The 14,664-nt window shown below is 73.0% G+C and carries 8 protein-coding genes and 1 pseudogene; 4 read left to right on the top strand and 5 right to left on the bottom strand.

From position 1 onward, the window contains the following. Positions 1-50: 50 nt before the first annotated feature. The 4 genes from ACZ4SF_RS29410 to ACZ4SF_RS29395 all read left to right on the top strand — a co-directional run bounded on the left by ACZ4SF_RS29410 (position 51) and on the right by ACZ4SF_RS29395 (position 6,788). Entirely contained in the window at positions 51-1,727 is a 1,677-nt protein-coding gene (locus ACZ4SF_RS29410) for an NAD(P)/FAD-dependent oxidoreductase (protein ID WP_468390022.1), read from the top strand. Beyond that, positions 1,724-3,175 carry an ATP-binding protein gene (locus ACZ4SF_RS29405; RefSeq protein WP_468390019.1) on the top strand — a complete coding sequence of 484 codons (1,452 nt, stop codon included), beginning with the start codon at positions 1,724-1,726 and terminating at the stop codon, positions 3,173-3,175. Before ACZ4SF_RS29410 ends, ACZ4SF_RS29405 begins: the two co-directional genes overlap by 4 nt. After that, positions 3,172-3,522: a UBP-type zinc finger domain-containing protein gene (locus ACZ4SF_RS29400; RefSeq protein WP_468390017.1), complete on the top strand. Its 351-nt coding sequence runs from the start codon at positions 3,172-3,174 to the stop codon at positions 3,520-3,522. Before ACZ4SF_RS29405 ends, ACZ4SF_RS29400 begins: the two co-directional genes overlap by 4 nt. A 302-nt stretch (positions 3,523-3,824) precedes the next feature. Continuing rightward, on the top strand, positions 3,825-6,788 hold the full coding sequence (locus ACZ4SF_RS29395; protein ID WP_468390014.1) for a helix-turn-helix transcriptional regulator: 2,964 nt from the start codon (positions 3,825-3,827) through the stop codon (positions 6,786-6,788). Between the two features lie 16 nt (positions 6,789-6,804). Here the strand turns inward: ACZ4SF_RS29395 and ACZ4SF_RS29390 are convergent, their stop codons facing one another. From ACZ4SF_RS29390 to ACZ4SF_RS29370, 5 genes and pseudogenes are all read right to left on the bottom strand, one after another. After that, positions 6,805-8,019 (bottom strand): SGNH/GDSL hydrolase family protein, encoded by a 1,215-nt coding sequence (locus ACZ4SF_RS29390; RefSeq protein ID WP_468390011.1) that lies wholly within the window; start codon positions 8,017-8,019, stop codon positions 6,805-6,807. Then, a pseudogene (locus tag ACZ4SF_RS29385) lies at positions 8,016-9,553 on the bottom strand (glycosyl hydrolase family 95 catalytic domain-containing protein). Before ACZ4SF_RS29385 ends, ACZ4SF_RS29390 begins: the two are co-directional and overlap by 4 nt. A 12-nt stretch (positions 9,554-9,565) precedes the next feature. Next, positions 9,566-11,380 carry an alpha-galactosidase D gene (locus ACZ4SF_RS29380; RefSeq protein WP_468390008.1) on the bottom strand — a complete coding sequence of 605 codons (1,815 nt, stop codon included), beginning with the start codon at positions 11,378-11,380 and terminating at the stop codon, positions 9,566-9,568. A 37-nt stretch (positions 11,381-11,417) separates the two neighbouring features. Next, entirely contained in the window at positions 11,418-12,623 is a 1,206-nt protein-coding gene (locus tag ACZ4SF_RS29375) for an ROK family protein (RefSeq protein WP_468390005.1), read from the bottom strand. Positions 12,624-12,838: 215 nt separating this feature from the next. Then, complete coding sequence (locus ACZ4SF_RS29370; RefSeq protein WP_468390003.1) at positions 12,839-14,623, bottom strand: M4 family metallopeptidase; 1,785 nt, start codon at positions 14,621-14,623, stop codon at positions 12,839-12,841. Between the last annotated feature and the right edge of the window lie 41 nt (positions 14,624-14,664).

Here is a 14,664-nt window from a genome sequence, read left to right as displayed (position 1 = left end):
TGGTCCCCACGACACCGGCCGCCGGGACCGACGCTCGGGGTGGGAGACGTATGGCACAGGCCGCCGACAGCGCGCGGACCGTCATCCTGACCGTGGACGACGACCCGGGGGTCTCCCGTGCCGTCGCCCGCGACCTCAGGCGGCGCTACGGCGAGTCGTACCGGATCGTGCGCGCGGAGTCCGGGGAGTCCGCGCTGGAGGCGCTGCGCGAGCTGAAACTGCGCGGCGACCTGGTGGCGGTGGTGGTGGCCGACTACCGGATGCCGCAGATGAACGGCATCGAGTTCCTCGAGCAGGCGCTCGACGTGTATCCGGGGGCGCGGCGCGTGCTGCTCACGGCGTACGCGGACACCAACGCGGCCATCGACGCGATCAACGTCGTCGACCTCGACCATTATCTGCTCAAGCCCTGGGACCCGCCGGAGGAGAAGCTCTATCCGGTGCTGGACGACCTGCTGGACGCCTGGCGCAGCAGCGCCTACAAGCCGGTGCCCAGCACCAAGGTGGTGGGCCACCGCTGGTCGGCGCGGTCCTCGGACGTGCGGGAGTTCCTGGCCCGCAACCAGGTCCCCTACCGCTGGTACTCGGTGGAGGAGCCGGAGGGGCAGCGGCTGCTGACCGCGGCCGGGCAGGACGGGCAGCGGCTGCCGCTGGTGATCACCCCGGACGGTTCGGTGCTGGTCGAGCCGGAGGCGCCGGAGCTGGCCGCGCGCGTGGGCCTGGCGACAGCGCCGACGGCCGACTTCTACGACCTCATAGTGATCGGCGGCGGTCCGGCGGGACTCGGCGCGGCCGTGTACGGGGCATCGGAGGGGCTCAGGACCGTCCTGGTGGAGCGGTCGGCGACCGGCGGGCAGGCCGGGCAGAGCTCCCGGATCGAGAACTACCTCGGCTTCCCGGACGGCGTCTCCGGTGCCCAGCTCACCGACCGGGCGCGGCGGCAGGCGGCCAAGTTCGGCGCCGAGCTCCTGACCGCGCGCGAGGTGACCGGGCTGGAGATCAACGGAGCGGCCCGCATCGTACGGTTCGCGGACGGCTCGGCGATCGGGGCGCACAGCATCATCCTGGCGACGGGCGTGCAGTACCGGCAGCTGGAGGCCCAGGGCTGCGCCGATCTGACCGGCTGCGGGGTGTTCTACGGTTCGGCGCTGACCGAGGCGACCGCCTGCCAGGGCCATGACGTGTACATCGTCGGCGGCGCCAACTCGGCGGGCCAGGCGGCGATGTACCTCTCCCGGTTCGCCAAGTCGGTGACGCTGCTGGTACGCGGCCCCGACCTGTCGGCGTCGATGTCGTACTACCTGATCCAGCAGATCAACGACGCGCCGAACATCTCGGTGCGCAGCCGGACGGTGGTCGAGTCCGCGCACGGTGGCGAGCGGCTGGAGAGGCTGACGCTGCGTCATCTGGAGACCGGCGAGACCGAAGGAGTCGACGCCGAGTGGGTGTTCGTCTTCATCGGCGCCGCCCCGCTGACCGACTGGCTCGGCGACACCGTGCTGCGCGACAAGCGTGGCTTCATCCTGGCCGGGCCCGACCTGACCGCCGACGGGCGCCCGCCGGCCGGCTGGGAGCTTGACCGGCCGCCGTACCACCTGGAGACCAGCATTCCCGGCGTGTTCGTGGCGGGCGACGCGCGCGCCGAGTCCGCCAAGCGCGTCGCGTCCGCAGTCGGAGAGGGAGCCATGGCCGTGATGCTCGTCCACCGGTATCTGGAGCAGTCATGAGCGGGCAGGTCATGCCGTGCAGTCCGCAGGAGATCAGCTCACTGTTCCTCTTCGAGAAGCTGAGCCCCGAACAGCTGGGACGGCTGTGCAGCCACGGGCGGGTGGAGCTGTTCCAACCCGGCCCGGTGTACACCGAGGGTGACCCCGCCACCTGCTTCTTCGTGATGATCGAGGGTACGGTCGTGCTGTCCCGCCGGGTCGCCGGTGACGACGTGGAGGTCACCCGGAGCTCGCAGCCCGGGGTGTACGCGGGCTCGATGCAGGCCTACCTGGGCGACCGGGTGCAGCAGGTCTACAACAACTCGATGCGGGTCACGGAGCCGACCCGGTTCTTCGTGCTGCCTGCGGACCTCTTCGCGGACGTCATGCGCGAGTGGTTCCCGATGGCCGTGCACCTGCTGGAAGGCCTGTTCTTCGGCGTCAAGAACACCCAGGCGATGATCGGGCAGCGGGAACGGCTGCTGGCGCTGGGCTCGTTGTCGGCAGGGCTGACGCACGAGCTGAACAACCCCGCCGCGGCGGCGGTCCGGGCCACCGCGACGCTGCGCGAGCGGGTCGCGAAGATGCGCCACAAGCTCGGCATGATCGCCGAGGGCTCCTTCTCCCGCGACTGTCTGGCGAACCTGATCGAGATCCAGGAGCGCACCGCGGAGCGGGTGGCGAAGGCCCCGGCGCTCAGCCCGCTGGAGGCCGCCGACCGGGAGGACGTGCTCACCGACTGGCTGGAGGACCACGGCATCGACAACGGCTGGCAGGTGGCGCCCACCTTCGTCCAGGCCGGACTCGACGTCGACTGGCTGGAGCAGGTCGCGGCGGCGGTGGACGGGGAGATCCTGCCCGGCGCGGTCGGCTGGCTCAACTACACCATCGAGACCGAGCTGTTGATGAACGAGATCGAGGACTCCACCACCCGCATCTCGCACCTGGTCGACGCGGCCAAGCAGTACTCGCAGCTGGACCGGGCCCCGTACCGAGAGGTGGACGTGCACGAACTCCTGGAGAGCACCCTGCTGATGCTCTCCGGGAAGATCGGGCCGGACATCAAGGTCGTGAAGGAGTACGACCGCACGCTGCCGCCGGTGCCCGCCTATCCGGCGGAGCTGAACCAGGTGTGGACCAACCTGGTCGACAACGCCGTCTCGGCCATGAAGAGCGAGGGCGGTGAGGGCATGTTGACCGTGCGGACCGCACTGGACCACGAGCGGCTGCTGGTGGAGTTCCGCGACACCGGGCCCGGCATCTCCCCGGAGATCAAGGACCGGATCTTCGACCCGTTCTTCACCACCAAGCCGGTCGGCGAGGGTACCGGCCTCGGCCTGGACATCTCCTGGCGGATCGTCGTCAACAAGCACCACGGCAGTCTGCGGGTCGAGTCGGTGCCCGGCGACACCCGCTTCCAGGTGCTGCTGCCCCTGACCGCCGAGACGCCCGACGAGGAGACGGCATGAGCAACGACGACGCGATCGACCCGGCGGTCCCGCCCAGCGGCACGGGCTGCGTGGAGTGCGACGAGGCGGGCGGCTGGTGGTTCCATCTGCGCCGGTGCGCGCAGTGCGGGCACATCGGCTGCTGCGACGACTCCCCCGCCAAGCACGCCACCGCCCACTACCGGGCGACCGGGCACCCGGTGATCCGCAGCTTCGAGCCGGGCGAGGACTGGTTCTGGAACTACGCCACCGAGGAGCTGTACGCCTCCGGACCCGACCTCGCACCGCCGGCGAGCCACCCGGCCGACCAGCCGGCCCCGGGCCCGGCCGGTCGGGTCCCGCAGAACTGGGCACAGACGCTGCGCTGACGCGCAGGCACGCGGCACGCCCACCGACGGCGGGAGCGGACGGGCGGCGCCGACCGGAGTGGCGGGCGAGCGCCGACCGAGGTGGCGGGCGATCGCCGGCAGGCCGTCCTCTCCCCCTCCGCTCGCTCCAGCCGCCCGGCCCCGCCCTCTTACTGGACGCGGGCGGGGCGGCCGTCGGGGCGTGGAGGTGTGCGGGGTGTCAACGGCGCCGGAAGGCGGGCGAGACCGTCGTCGGCTGCGTGGGCGGCCGAGCCGGCGCCTGGGGCGGACGCGCTGTCGGTGGCGCGTGTCAGGATGGGGCCGTGCCGCAGACCGCCTTCACCACAGCGCCGTTGATCGGCCGGGACGACGAACTGGCCCGGCTCACGGGCGTGCTGGAGCGCGCCCGGGGAGGCGCGCCCGGCGCCGTGCTGCTCGCCGGGGACGCCGGGGTCGGCAAGACACGGCTGCTGGACGAGGTCGCCGGGCGGGCGGCACGGGCCGGGGCCACCGTGGTCACGGGGCACTGTGTGGACCTGGGGGACGTCGGCCTGCCGTACCTGCCGTTCACCGAGATGCTCGGCGTGCTCGCCGCCGACGCGCGGTTCACCGCCGTACTGGGGGCGCATCCGGCGGCGGACCGGCTGCTGGGCGCCGGCCCGGACGCGGATGACGGGGCGGACGGGCGGCTCAGGCTCTTCGAGGACGTCGCCGGGCTGCTGGCCGACCTGGCCGCGGTGGCGCCGCTGCTGCTCGTCCTGGAGGACCTGCACTGGGCCGACCAGTCCTCCCGGGACCTGCTGCGCTTCCTGCTCAGCCGGGGCGTGCCGCACCGGCCCGGCGGCGGCACGGAGCGGCGGCTCGCCGTCCTCGCCTCCTACCGCGCCGACGACCTGCACCGCCGCCACCCGCTGCGACCGCTGCTGGCCGAGCTGGTGCGGCTGCCGGCCGTGGAACGCCTGGAGCTGCGGCCCCTGCCCGATCCGGAGGTCGCCCGGCTGGTGCGGTCCCTGGAGGACCGTCCGCTGTCCGACACCGTCGTGCACGGCATCGTCGCCCGCGCCGAGGGCAACGCGTTCTACGCGCAGGAACTGCTCGCCGCGGCCGGCGCGGACACGTGCGGGGTGCCCAGCGGTCTGGCCGACCTGCTGCTCATCCGGGTCGAGCAGCTGTCCGAGACCGCCCAGCAGGTGCTGCGGACCGCCGCCGTGGCCGGCCGGCGCGTAGAGCACGAGCTGCTGCGCGAGGCCGCCGGGCTGCCCGAGGAGGCCCTGGAGACGGCGCTGCGGGAGGCCGTGGGGCACCAGCTCCTCGTCCCCGGGGACGCGGGCACCTACGCCTTCCGGCACGCCCTCACGCGCGAGGCGGTCTACGCCGATCTGCTGCCCGGCGAGCGGTCCCGGCTGCACGGGGCGTACGCCCGGCTGCTGGCGTCCCGCGACCGGGCCCCGGAGACGGCGGCGGAGCGCGCCCACCACGCCCGCGAGAGCCATGACCTGCCCGGGGCGCTCGCGGCCCGTCTGGAGGCCGCCGACCACGCCCGGCGGCTCGGCGCCCCCGCGGAGGAGCTGCGGCACTTGGAGGCGGCCCTGGACCTGTGGCCGTCGGTGCCCGCGGCCGACCGGCCCGCCGGGGAGGGGCTGGACCGGATCACGCTGACCCTGCGCGCCTCGGCCGCGGCGGCCCATGCCGGGGAGTTCCACCGCGCGGTCTCGCTGACCCGGGCGGCGCTCGCCGGGGTCGGCCAGGACACCGACGGGGAGCTGGCCGCCCGGGTCCGCTACACGCTGGCCGGGAACCTGCTGATCGTGGACAGCCTGACGGCGGCGTTCCGGTACAGCAGCGAGGCGCTGGCGATGATCCCGGCCGATCCGCCGTCGCGGACGTGGGTGTGGGCGGCGGCCACGCATGTCGCGGCGGCCCGGCAGGTGGGCGAGGACGAGACCGCCCTGCGCATCGGCCGGCAGGCCCTGCGGGTCGCCGAGGAGCTGGGGGTGACCGCCGCCCGGGCCGATCTGCTTGTCTCGCTGGCCGTGACCGAGGACGGCGGCCGGCGCTCGCGGGCGGGCCGGGAGCGGCTGCGGCAGGCCCGGGAGCTGGCCCGCACCGCGGGGAATGCGCCGGTGGAGATGCGCGCGCTGTTCAACCTGGCGATGGGCGCCTTCGAGGCCGGTGATCTCGCGGAGTGCCTGCCGCTGCTGGCCGACGGTCTGGACGGGGCCCGCCGGGCCGGCCTGCTGTCCTCGGCGTATCCGCTGGAGCTGCGCTACCTCCAGCTGCTCGTGCTGTACACGCTGGGCCGCTGGGACGAGTGCGTACGGTCCGCGGCCGAGGCGGCCCCGGACCTGCCCGCGCGGGCCGGCGCCTTCGCGACGGGCCCGGCCCTGTACGTGGCGTTCGCCCGGGGCGACGCGAGCGCCGTCGAGCGGGCCCGGGCGCTGCTGGAGGGGCCCTTCGACTGGATGGGGGCGCTCGTCGCGGGCATCGTGCTCACCGATGCCGCCGTGCGGGACGGCGACCCGCTGACGGCCACCGAGCGGCTGCGGACGACGGTCGCGGCCCTGAGTGACGGCACGACGCGCCGTCCGGGCGTGGCGGTCCGGCTGGCCGCGCTGTGTCTGACGGCGGTCGCCGACCGGACCGTGGAGCTGCGCCGCCGCGCCGACGGCGACGCGGAGGCGGCCCGCTGGGCGGAGACCGCGGCCGGTCTCGTGGAGCTGGCGCGGGCCACGGCCGGGCAGGACGAGGAGGACTTCGCGCAGGGCCCGGAGGGTCAGGCATGGCTGGCCCGCGCCGAGGCGGAGTGGGCGACGGTCGCGTCCGGGCCGGATCCGGCGGCCTGGGAGAAGGCGGTCGCCGCGTTCGGGTACGGCGATGTCCACGAGCAGGCGCGGTGCCGGCTGCGGTATGCGCAGGCGCTGCTGGCCGTGGACCGCAGGGCGGACGCGGCGCATCAGGCGCGGCTGGCCCGGCAGGCGGCGGAAGGGCTGGGCGCGGCACCGCTGCTGGAGGGGATCGACGCGCTGACCCGCCGGGCCCGCCTCGGAACCGGGCCGGCCGGCGCGGACCAGGCGCCGCTGACCGCGCGGGAGCAGGACGTGCTGCGGCTCCTGGCGCGGGGCCGCAGCAACCGGCAGATCGGCGAGGAGCTGTTCATCTCCGGCAAGACGGCCAGCGTGCACGTCTCCAACATCCTCGCCAAGCTGGGCGCCGCGAGCCGTACGGAGGCGGTGGCGGTGGCCTACCGCCGGGGCCTGATCGCACCCGAGCCGGCCGGGTCGGGGTGACCCGGCCGGTACCGGTTCAGCGGGGGCAGTCCAGCTTGTCCGGGTCGACGGCGTCGGCCACGGCCTGCATGCCCTTGTCGTTGGGGTGCAGATGGTCACCGCCGTCGAAGAACGGCAGGATGCGCTCGGGGTCGTACGGGCTGCGCAGGATGTGGTCGAAGTCGGCGACGGCGTCGAACTCCCCGCTGCTGCGCAGGAACCGGTTCACCTCCTGCCGTACGGCTTCGGCGGCCGGGTCCCACTCGGACCAGCCCTTGAACGGGCCGACGGTGGACGCGACCACGCACTTGCCCGCCGCGTGCGTGCGCCGGGCGATGCTCCGGTAGCCGTCGATGAGGTCGGCCGCGGTGACCCCGGTGTGCGCCTTGAGGTCGTTGACGCCCTCGAAGAGGAACACGGTCCGCACGCCGGGCTGGGCGAGGACGTCCCGGTCCAGCCGCTGCAGGGCGGCCTGCCCGGCGCCGTCCGCGAGGAGCTTGTTGCCCGAGATTCCCTCGTTGGCCACGCCCTGTACTGCCGTGCCGGCCGTGCCGAGGCGCCGGGCGAGATAGTCGGGCCAGCGGCGGTTCAGGTCGGTGGAGGACTGCCAGCCGTCGGTGATGGAGTCGCCGAGCACGGCCACGGCACCGTGGGCCGCGGGCGAGGACCGCACGGCGACGGAGTCGATGTACCACCAGGAGCCGGTCGTTCGCGTCCAGTTGGCGCCGCTCTCCTCGGCGGTGTGGGCGCCCTGGCCGGTGTACGACGTCTGCATGGCCATCCAGTGCCCCGTGGCCGGGCCGGCCGCGTCCGGGGTGTGCAGGCTGACGACCAGGTCGGTGCCGGCCGGTATCCGGCCGGGCAGCGGGTCGCTCCAGGCGACGGCGCCGGCCGGGACGGTGACCGTGCGGGCGCCGCCGAAGGTGAGCGGCCGGTTGCTGCCCGGCCGCAGGGCGGCGCCCCGGCTGCGCAGGCCGGCGTGGACGCCGTCGAGGGTCAGTGGCCGGTCGCCGAAGGCGTTGGTGAAGCGGACGCGCAGGTCGCTGCCGCCGACGCTGGTGCGGACGACGAGCCGGTAGCCCTGGCCGGCTGTGCCCTCGCCCATGCGGTCAGCGCTGGCCGCCCAGGTCACGACCCCGGTGGCCCGGGTCGCCGAGGGTGTGGCTGCCCGGGCTGGCGGCGCGGACTGGCAGGCGACCGCGGTGAGCAGGGCTGCTGCGGCGCGGCAGCCGCGCCCGAACCGGCCGGTCACCGGGCGAAGTCCCGGAGCGTGACGGACCCGCCGGGTTTCATGCGGACCGTCCGGGACGTACCTGCGTATCCCACGGAGGTCATGGTGCCGCCCACGCTGCGGATCCGCACCTCGGTGGGTTTTCCGTGCCGCCAGTCCAGGTCGACGAGGAAGCCGCCGCGGGCCCCGGCTCCGGTCACCGAACCGGAGGCGGCCCAGGCGTCCGGGAGGGCCGGCAGCAGCTCCAGGTGCCCCGGCCTGGAGTGCAGCAGCATCTCGGCGACGGCCGCCGGGGTACCGAAGTTGGCGTCGATCTGGAAGATGCCGCGGCCCTGTTCGGCCTCGTAGATGTCGAACAGGTTGGGGGCGGTGGCGTTGCTGCCGTCGGTCGAGGGGCGCAGGTTGTTCACGATGAGCTGGTACGCCTTCTCGGCGTTCTTCAAACGCGCCCAGCACAGGGCGCGCCAGGCGTTGGCCCAGCCGAAGCTGTTCATGCCGCGTGCGGTGAGCAGGGCGGTGGCGCCGGTGACGATGTCGGCGGGGGTGGAGCCGTCGGGCCGGATGCGGTCGCCGGGGAACAGGCCGACGAGCGGGGAGAGATGCCGGTGGGTGGTCTCCCCGAGGTCGTCCGGGGACATCCATTCCTCCAGCCGGCCCGTCCTTGCGCTCACGACGGGGAGGTAGAGGCGGTCGCGCAGGTCGCCGACGGTGCGGGCGTAGCCGGGGTCCCGGTCCAACTCGGCCGCGGCGGTGCGGAAGTTGCCGAAGAGCGCCCACACCAGTTCCTGTGCGTAGGTGATGCCCTTGGCGTCGAGCGGGCCCTGCTCCGGCGACCAGTCGCTGTCGGCGGTCAGTACCTCCCGGCCGCTGTCCGGCAGGGTCGTGGTGAGCAGCCGGGCCTCCCAGAACTCGCAGGCGCCCTTGAGCAGCGGGTAGATCTTCTCCAGGTGGGCCCGGGAGCCGGTGTACTCGTAGTGTTCGAACAGGGAGTTGCACAGCCAGGCGTTGCCGGCCGGGTGCCACCACCAGCCTCCGCCGCCGTGGGGGTTGGTGGAGATGGCCACGGTCCAGCCGGCGTTCCTGCCGCTGGAGTTGCGGTAGCGGTTGCGGGTGTCGTCGAAGAGTCTGCGGGTGAGGTCGGTCCAGGAGGGGAGCTGTGCCACGCAGTAGTCGGTGAACGCGTCGAAGCAGGGGGACAGGCCGGTCCGGTCGGCCATCCAGTAGTTCATCCGGATGTTGATGTCGGTGTGGTAGTCGCCCATCCGGTCCGGAGGGTGTCGTTGCGGCCGCCGGTCCACATCGTGGCGTCGGTGACGAGGAGGAGTTCCCGTCCGGGGTCGTTGGTGGCGAGGGCGCCGAGGCGGCCGTTGCCGACGGGCAGGCCCTGCCGGATCTGCGAGTGCTCGTCGGCGGGGGCCTGCCACCACAGTCGGTGCCGGTCATCGGCTGCGGGCAGCCCGGCGGGGCGCGGCGGGGCGGTGAACGCGGGCAGTGCGGCGAGGGCCCCGGTGGTGGCGAGGGCGAGGAAGCCGCGTCTGCTGGGTGGATGGTCCATGGCGGGTTCCGATCACTGACGGGGGGACGAGGGCACGTCGATGCGGTCGATGTCCGGGGCGTAGTCGGCACCGCTGTCGAAGGTGACGGTGTTGGTGCCGGCCCTCAGGGTCACGGGGACGCTGACCGTCTCGACGGTCCCCCAGTCGCCGGTGGAGGGGAACCGGTGGCGGGTGGCGGCGCCGGAGTTGGCGGAGACGCTCACGGCACGGGCGTCGCCGCTGACGTAGGCCACCTGGATCAGATACGTACCGGGCTTGCGCACGACGATGTCGTTGAAGCGGAGGGTGGCGCCGGCGTAGAGGTCGCCGACCTTCCTGCCGCCGGAGCAGGCGGCGCAGTCGGCGACGGAGGCCCGGCCGCCGAGGGTGTTGGCGCCGGCCTCGGCCTCGTGGCCGGTGGTGGTGAGGGCGCTGCCGTGCGGGGTGACGGTGAACAGGCGGGAGCCGTGGGCGGGCAGGGCCTCGGTGATCTTGTTCTTGCGGGAGCCGAGGTTCTCGTGGTTCCACAGGTCGCGGACGGCCGCCTTGCCGGTGAAGCCGAGGGCGGAGAAGTCGGCGGTGACGGAGGACGGGGAGTCGGCGAGGTTGAACAGGGCGACCGTGTAGGTGCCGTCGGGGTTCTTCGCGGCCCACACCTGCTGGGGGTCGGAGGGGGTGACGGGCCGGGCGGGCGGGGAGTTGCCCTGGTCGACGGCGATGACCTCGCGGTCGGTGAGGAGCTTCACGCCGTAGTCGTCGAGCCTGGTGAGGTCGTCGCCGGTGTAGAGGGGGGACTTGGCGATGGCCCACAAGGTGGCGTACGTCTGCCGTTCGGCCTTGGTCAGGCCGTCCATGGTGCCGTTGCCGACGTCGAGGGAGTCGAGGTCGTTCCAGCCGCCGGGGCCGGCGTGCCTGGTCCAGCCGGGGGTGTCGTCGAAGCGGTCGTCGACGGAGTTCTCCCAGCTGACCAGGGTGTTGCAGTAGCACTCGACGTCGGTGTCGACGCGCCAGCCGCTCGAGTACTTCTTCCAGTCGGCGGCGTGGCCGATGTCCAGGGACCAGGACAGTTCCAGGTGGACGGGGCGGCCGGTGCCGGCGATCGCCTTCTGCCAGGCGGCCACGTCGGCAACGTTGTCGTAGTTGTCGCCGCTTCTGGAGGAGCCGGGTCCCACGCCGTCGAGCTTGAGGAAGTCGTAGCCCCAGGAGGCGAGCAACTGGGCCTGGGAGTCCATGTACTTCTGCGCACACGGCCTGCCGAAGTCGATCTTGTAGGCGCTGTCCCAGCCGTTGGTGGTGCGCAGGTCGCCGTAGACGATGTCGGCGGTGGTGCAGCCGTCGGCGTGCCGGATGGGCACCTTGCCTTCGCCGTAGGCCTCCTTCTCCAGGCCGGCCGGGAGGTAGATGCCGGCTTTCAGACCGAGGCCGTGGATGTGGTCGGCGACCGCCTTCATGCCGTGCGGGAAGCGGACGGGGTCGGCCTGCTGGCGCCCGTAGGCGTCGAACCGGGGCTTCCAGTCCTTGTCCCGCCACCATCCGGAGTCGATGGCGACGTACTCGTAGCCGTACGGCGCGAGCTTCTCGGCCAGGGCGTCGGCCTGCTTCAGGACGTTGGCCTCGGTCAGGTAGCTGTAGTCGCCGTCCGGGTTGAGGCCGGGGTACTTGGACGACTGCATGCTCCAGCTGGACCAGCCCATGTAGGGCTTGGCGGCCAGCACCGGGACCGGGACCGGCGCGGGCTCGGCGCCCGCGGTGGCCGGGAGTGCCGTGGCCAGGCCCGTGGTGAGGGCCAGGACGAGGGCGGCTCTGAGCCCGCGTGCGGGCAGGACGGGGTACGAGGGTGACCGCATGGGCCGTACCTCCTGGGTGGGTTCGGGTCGGGGCGGCTCAGCCCTTTCCGCTGCTGGGTGCCTGGGTGATGAAGGTCTGGATGGCGGCAGCGGCAGCACCGCGCGCCCACTCCTCGAAGGGCAGCGGGCGGGTCTGTACGTCGCACCGGGCGGCGGACCCGAAGGCGGCCGCGGTGAACGCCTCCCGGATCTGCTCCGCGAAGAGGTCGTAGGCGGCGAGTCCCTCGCCGGAGATGATCACGCGTTCGGGGCCGAGCAGGTTGGCGACGGTGGCGATGGCCCGGCCGATGGCCTCTCCCGCCCTGGCGTACACCTCGCGGGCCCCGGGCACGCCCTCGTGGGCCAGTGCCAGCGCCTCGCGGCCGTCGGCGACCGGGCGGCCGGTCACTTCGCGGATCCGGGCGAGGATCGCGCCGTCCCCGGCGATCGCCTCCACGCAGCCACGGTTGCCGCAGTGGCAGAGGGGACCGGCGGGGTCGACGACGAGGTGCCCGATCTCGCCTGCCACGCCGTGGGCTCCGGCGACCACCCGGCCGTGCACCACGAGTCCGCAGCCGATGCCGGCGCCGACGGTGACCACGGCGAAGCCGGTCAGCCCCGCACCGGCTCCGAACCACTGCTCGGCGACGGTCAGCGCGCGCACGTCGTTGTCGACGGTGACCGGCAACCCGCAGGCAGCACTGACGAGTTCGGCGAGCGGCACGTCCCGCCATCCGAGGAACGGCGAGTAGCGTACGACGCCCTCGGCGCGGTCGACGTCGCCGGACACGGCGATGCCGAGGCCGGCCACCGGGGCCGCCGACTCGGCGGCGTGGGTGAGGAGTTCGTGCACGAGGTCCGCGGTCGCGGACAGCACGGGGCCCGGCGCACGGTCCGGCAGAGGGGTGCGGCGGGCGAGCCGGATACGGCAGCACAGGTCGGTCAGGACGGCGATCAGCTCGTCGCCGGTCGCCTTCACGCCGATGAAGAGGGCGCGTTCGCCGTTGACCCGGACCAGGCCGGCGGGCCGCCCGAGTGCCGGGCGGGACTTCTCGCCGGTGTCCTCCCCCGGGCCGCCGCCCTCGGCGAGGTATCCGGCCGCCAGCAGGGGGCGTACGGCCTTGGTCACGGCGGCCGGGGACAGCCCGGCCCGGCGGCCCGCCTCCAGGCGGGTCAGGGGGCCGTGGGACAGGACCGCCGTGAAGACCTGGGCGGCGGCCGGCGTGTGCGCCGGGAACGTCTCGGCGTGCGGGGTCGAGCGCATGGCCGGGAACCTAGGGCCCTTATTTTCCGCTGTCAATGAAAGAAACAGCGGCTGTTACGGACGCAGTCGAGGCGTCCGCCTGCGCCCCTGTACCCCCGTGCTGGCGTGCTCCTGCGGGAGCGCACCTGCACCCGGCCGCGCCCGCCTGTACCCGGACATGCGGATGCCCCGCGCGAGGCGGGGCATCCGGTGGTGCTGGTGTGTGCCGGCGTCCGTCAGTGGGCGCGCGGCGTGTTGGCGGCGGTGACGTTGACCGCGGCCCACGACTTGTCGACCGTCTTGTACTCGGTGCTGTTCGAGCCGTACAGGTCCTTGGCCGCCTTCAGGGTCGCGGTGCGCGCCTGGTGGAAGTCGGTCGTGGAGACCATGTAGCGGGTCAGCGCACGGTAGTAGATGGCGGTCGCCTTGGTGCGGCCGATGCCCTTGACCGTGACGTTGTGGTACGTCGGCGAGTTGTAGTTGACGCCGTTGATCGTCTTCTTGCCGCTGCCCTCGGCGAGGAGGTAGTAGGCGTGCGACGAGACACCGGAACCGGCGTGCACCTCGGTGTAGTAGGTGTCCGCCGACCAGTAGTCGATGGTGCCCTCGAGCTTGTCGAGCGACGGGTGGTCCAGGCGGCGCAGGAACTTCTGCGCGAGGCCCAGCTTCTCACCGACCAGGTAGTCCGCGGTGTCCTTCGAGTTCTTGGCGTAGAACTCGACGTTCGAGCCGAAGATGTCCGCGAGCGACTCGTTCAGCGAGCCCGGCTCGCCGTACTGGTTGCCGTCGGAGTCGACGAAGGTCGGCTGCAGGTTGGCGGTCGCCTCCACCACGCCGTGGGTCAGCTCGTGACCGGTGACGTCGAGGACCACGAGCGGCTTCTTGAACATCTGGCCGTCGCCGTCGCCGTACAGCATGCAGTTGCAGGTGGGGTCCCAGAACGCGTTGGCGACCTTGTTGCCCCAGTGGACCATCGCCTGCGCGGGCTTGCTGTTGTTCGCGATGCCCTTGCGCTTGAAGGTGCTCTTGTAGAAGTCGAGCGTCTTCGTGATGCCGTACTGGGCGTCGGCGGCGGCGCTGACCCGGCTGGTGGTCTTGCCGTTGCCCCACACGTTGGACGTGTTGGTGAACTTCGAGCCGGAGCTGAACTTCTCCGTGTACGAGCCCTTGGCGTCCCGGGTCTCGGTGCCGTACCGGTTCGGGTCCTTGAGCTGGTAGTGCCCGCGCGAGGTCTGCGTGGTGGTGAGACCGACGGTGCCCACGAAGAGGGTCTTGCCGGTGCCCTTCGCGGCCGACGGGTAGGCCGCCGCACCGGAGGAGGACGAGCCGACCAGGCCGGACGTGGCGGAGAGGGAGCCGGCACCGGTGGCGGGATCGGCGGTCTCGCCGCGCTCGCGCAGGGTGTCGAGCAGCTTCGGCGACAGGAACTCGTCCTGGTCGGGCGTGTTGCTGCGCACCTTGCCGGTGATCGCGTCGACGACGACCGTGTGGGAGCCGTCCTTGTCGGTGACGGAGACCTGGTAGGCCAGGGCCGCGGCGCCACCGCGGGCGTCCAGCACGAGCTGGGCGCTGCCCGCGTCACCCTTGGCGGCCTGGGCGGCCTTGGCGGCGGCCTGGCCCGCGGTCAGCTTGGCCTTGGTGGCGGCCGGCTTGACGGCGTGGGCGGCCGCACGGGTCACGCCCGTGTAGGCGAGCTTGCGGTCGAGGTGGACGATCAGGTCGCCACCGAGGACCGGAAGTTCGTTGTGGGTGCGAACGAAACGGACGTGCCGGGCACCCTCGGGGTCGATCATGACGTCCTGGGCGTGCAGTGCATCGCCCTTCGAGACGCCGGTCGCCGAGGCGTGGGCGAAGGCCGCGGTGGTCGCCGCCTTCACCACCACCGTGGCGTTCGAGGCGGCGGAGGCGGCGGACCGCTCCACGCCGGTGGAGGGACCCGCGAAGGCCGTGCCGGCCAGGCCCGTGGCAGCCGTCGCTACCGCGACGGCGACCGCCACGGTGCGTATGTGCGGTCTACGCAATCTGATCAGGGTTCCTTCGTTCGAAGGCGGCAGGGATCCCC

It is taken from the genome of Streptomyces sp. NPDC027663, from assembly GCF_055566415.1.
The sequence above is the reverse complement of the archived record's forward strand: the minus strand, read 5'-3'. Positions and strand labels throughout refer to the sequence as shown.

What these genes read in the sequence shown, in the direction of transcription:
- ACZ4SF_RS29410 (WP_468390022.1), top strand. Translation starts at nt 51, where the DNA reads ATGGCACAGGCCGCCGACAGCGCGCGGACCGTCATCCTGACCGTGGAC.
- ACZ4SF_RS29380 (WP_468390008.1), bottom strand. Translation starts at nt 11,380, where the DNA reads ATGCGGTCACCCTCGTACCCCGTCCTGCCCGCACGCGGGCTCAGAGCC.
- ACZ4SF_RS29375 (WP_468390005.1), bottom strand. Translation starts at nt 12,623, where the DNA reads ATGCGCTCGACCCCGCACGCCGAGACGTTCCCGGCGCACACGCCGGCC.
- ACZ4SF_RS29405 (WP_468390019.1), top strand. Translation starts at nt 1,724, where the DNA reads ATGAGCGGGCAGGTCATGCCGTGCAGTCCGCAGGAGATCAGCTCACTG.
- ACZ4SF_RS29400 (WP_468390017.1), top strand. Translation starts at nt 3,172, where the DNA reads ATGAGCAACGACGACGCGATCGACCCGGCGGTCCCGCCCAGCGGCACG.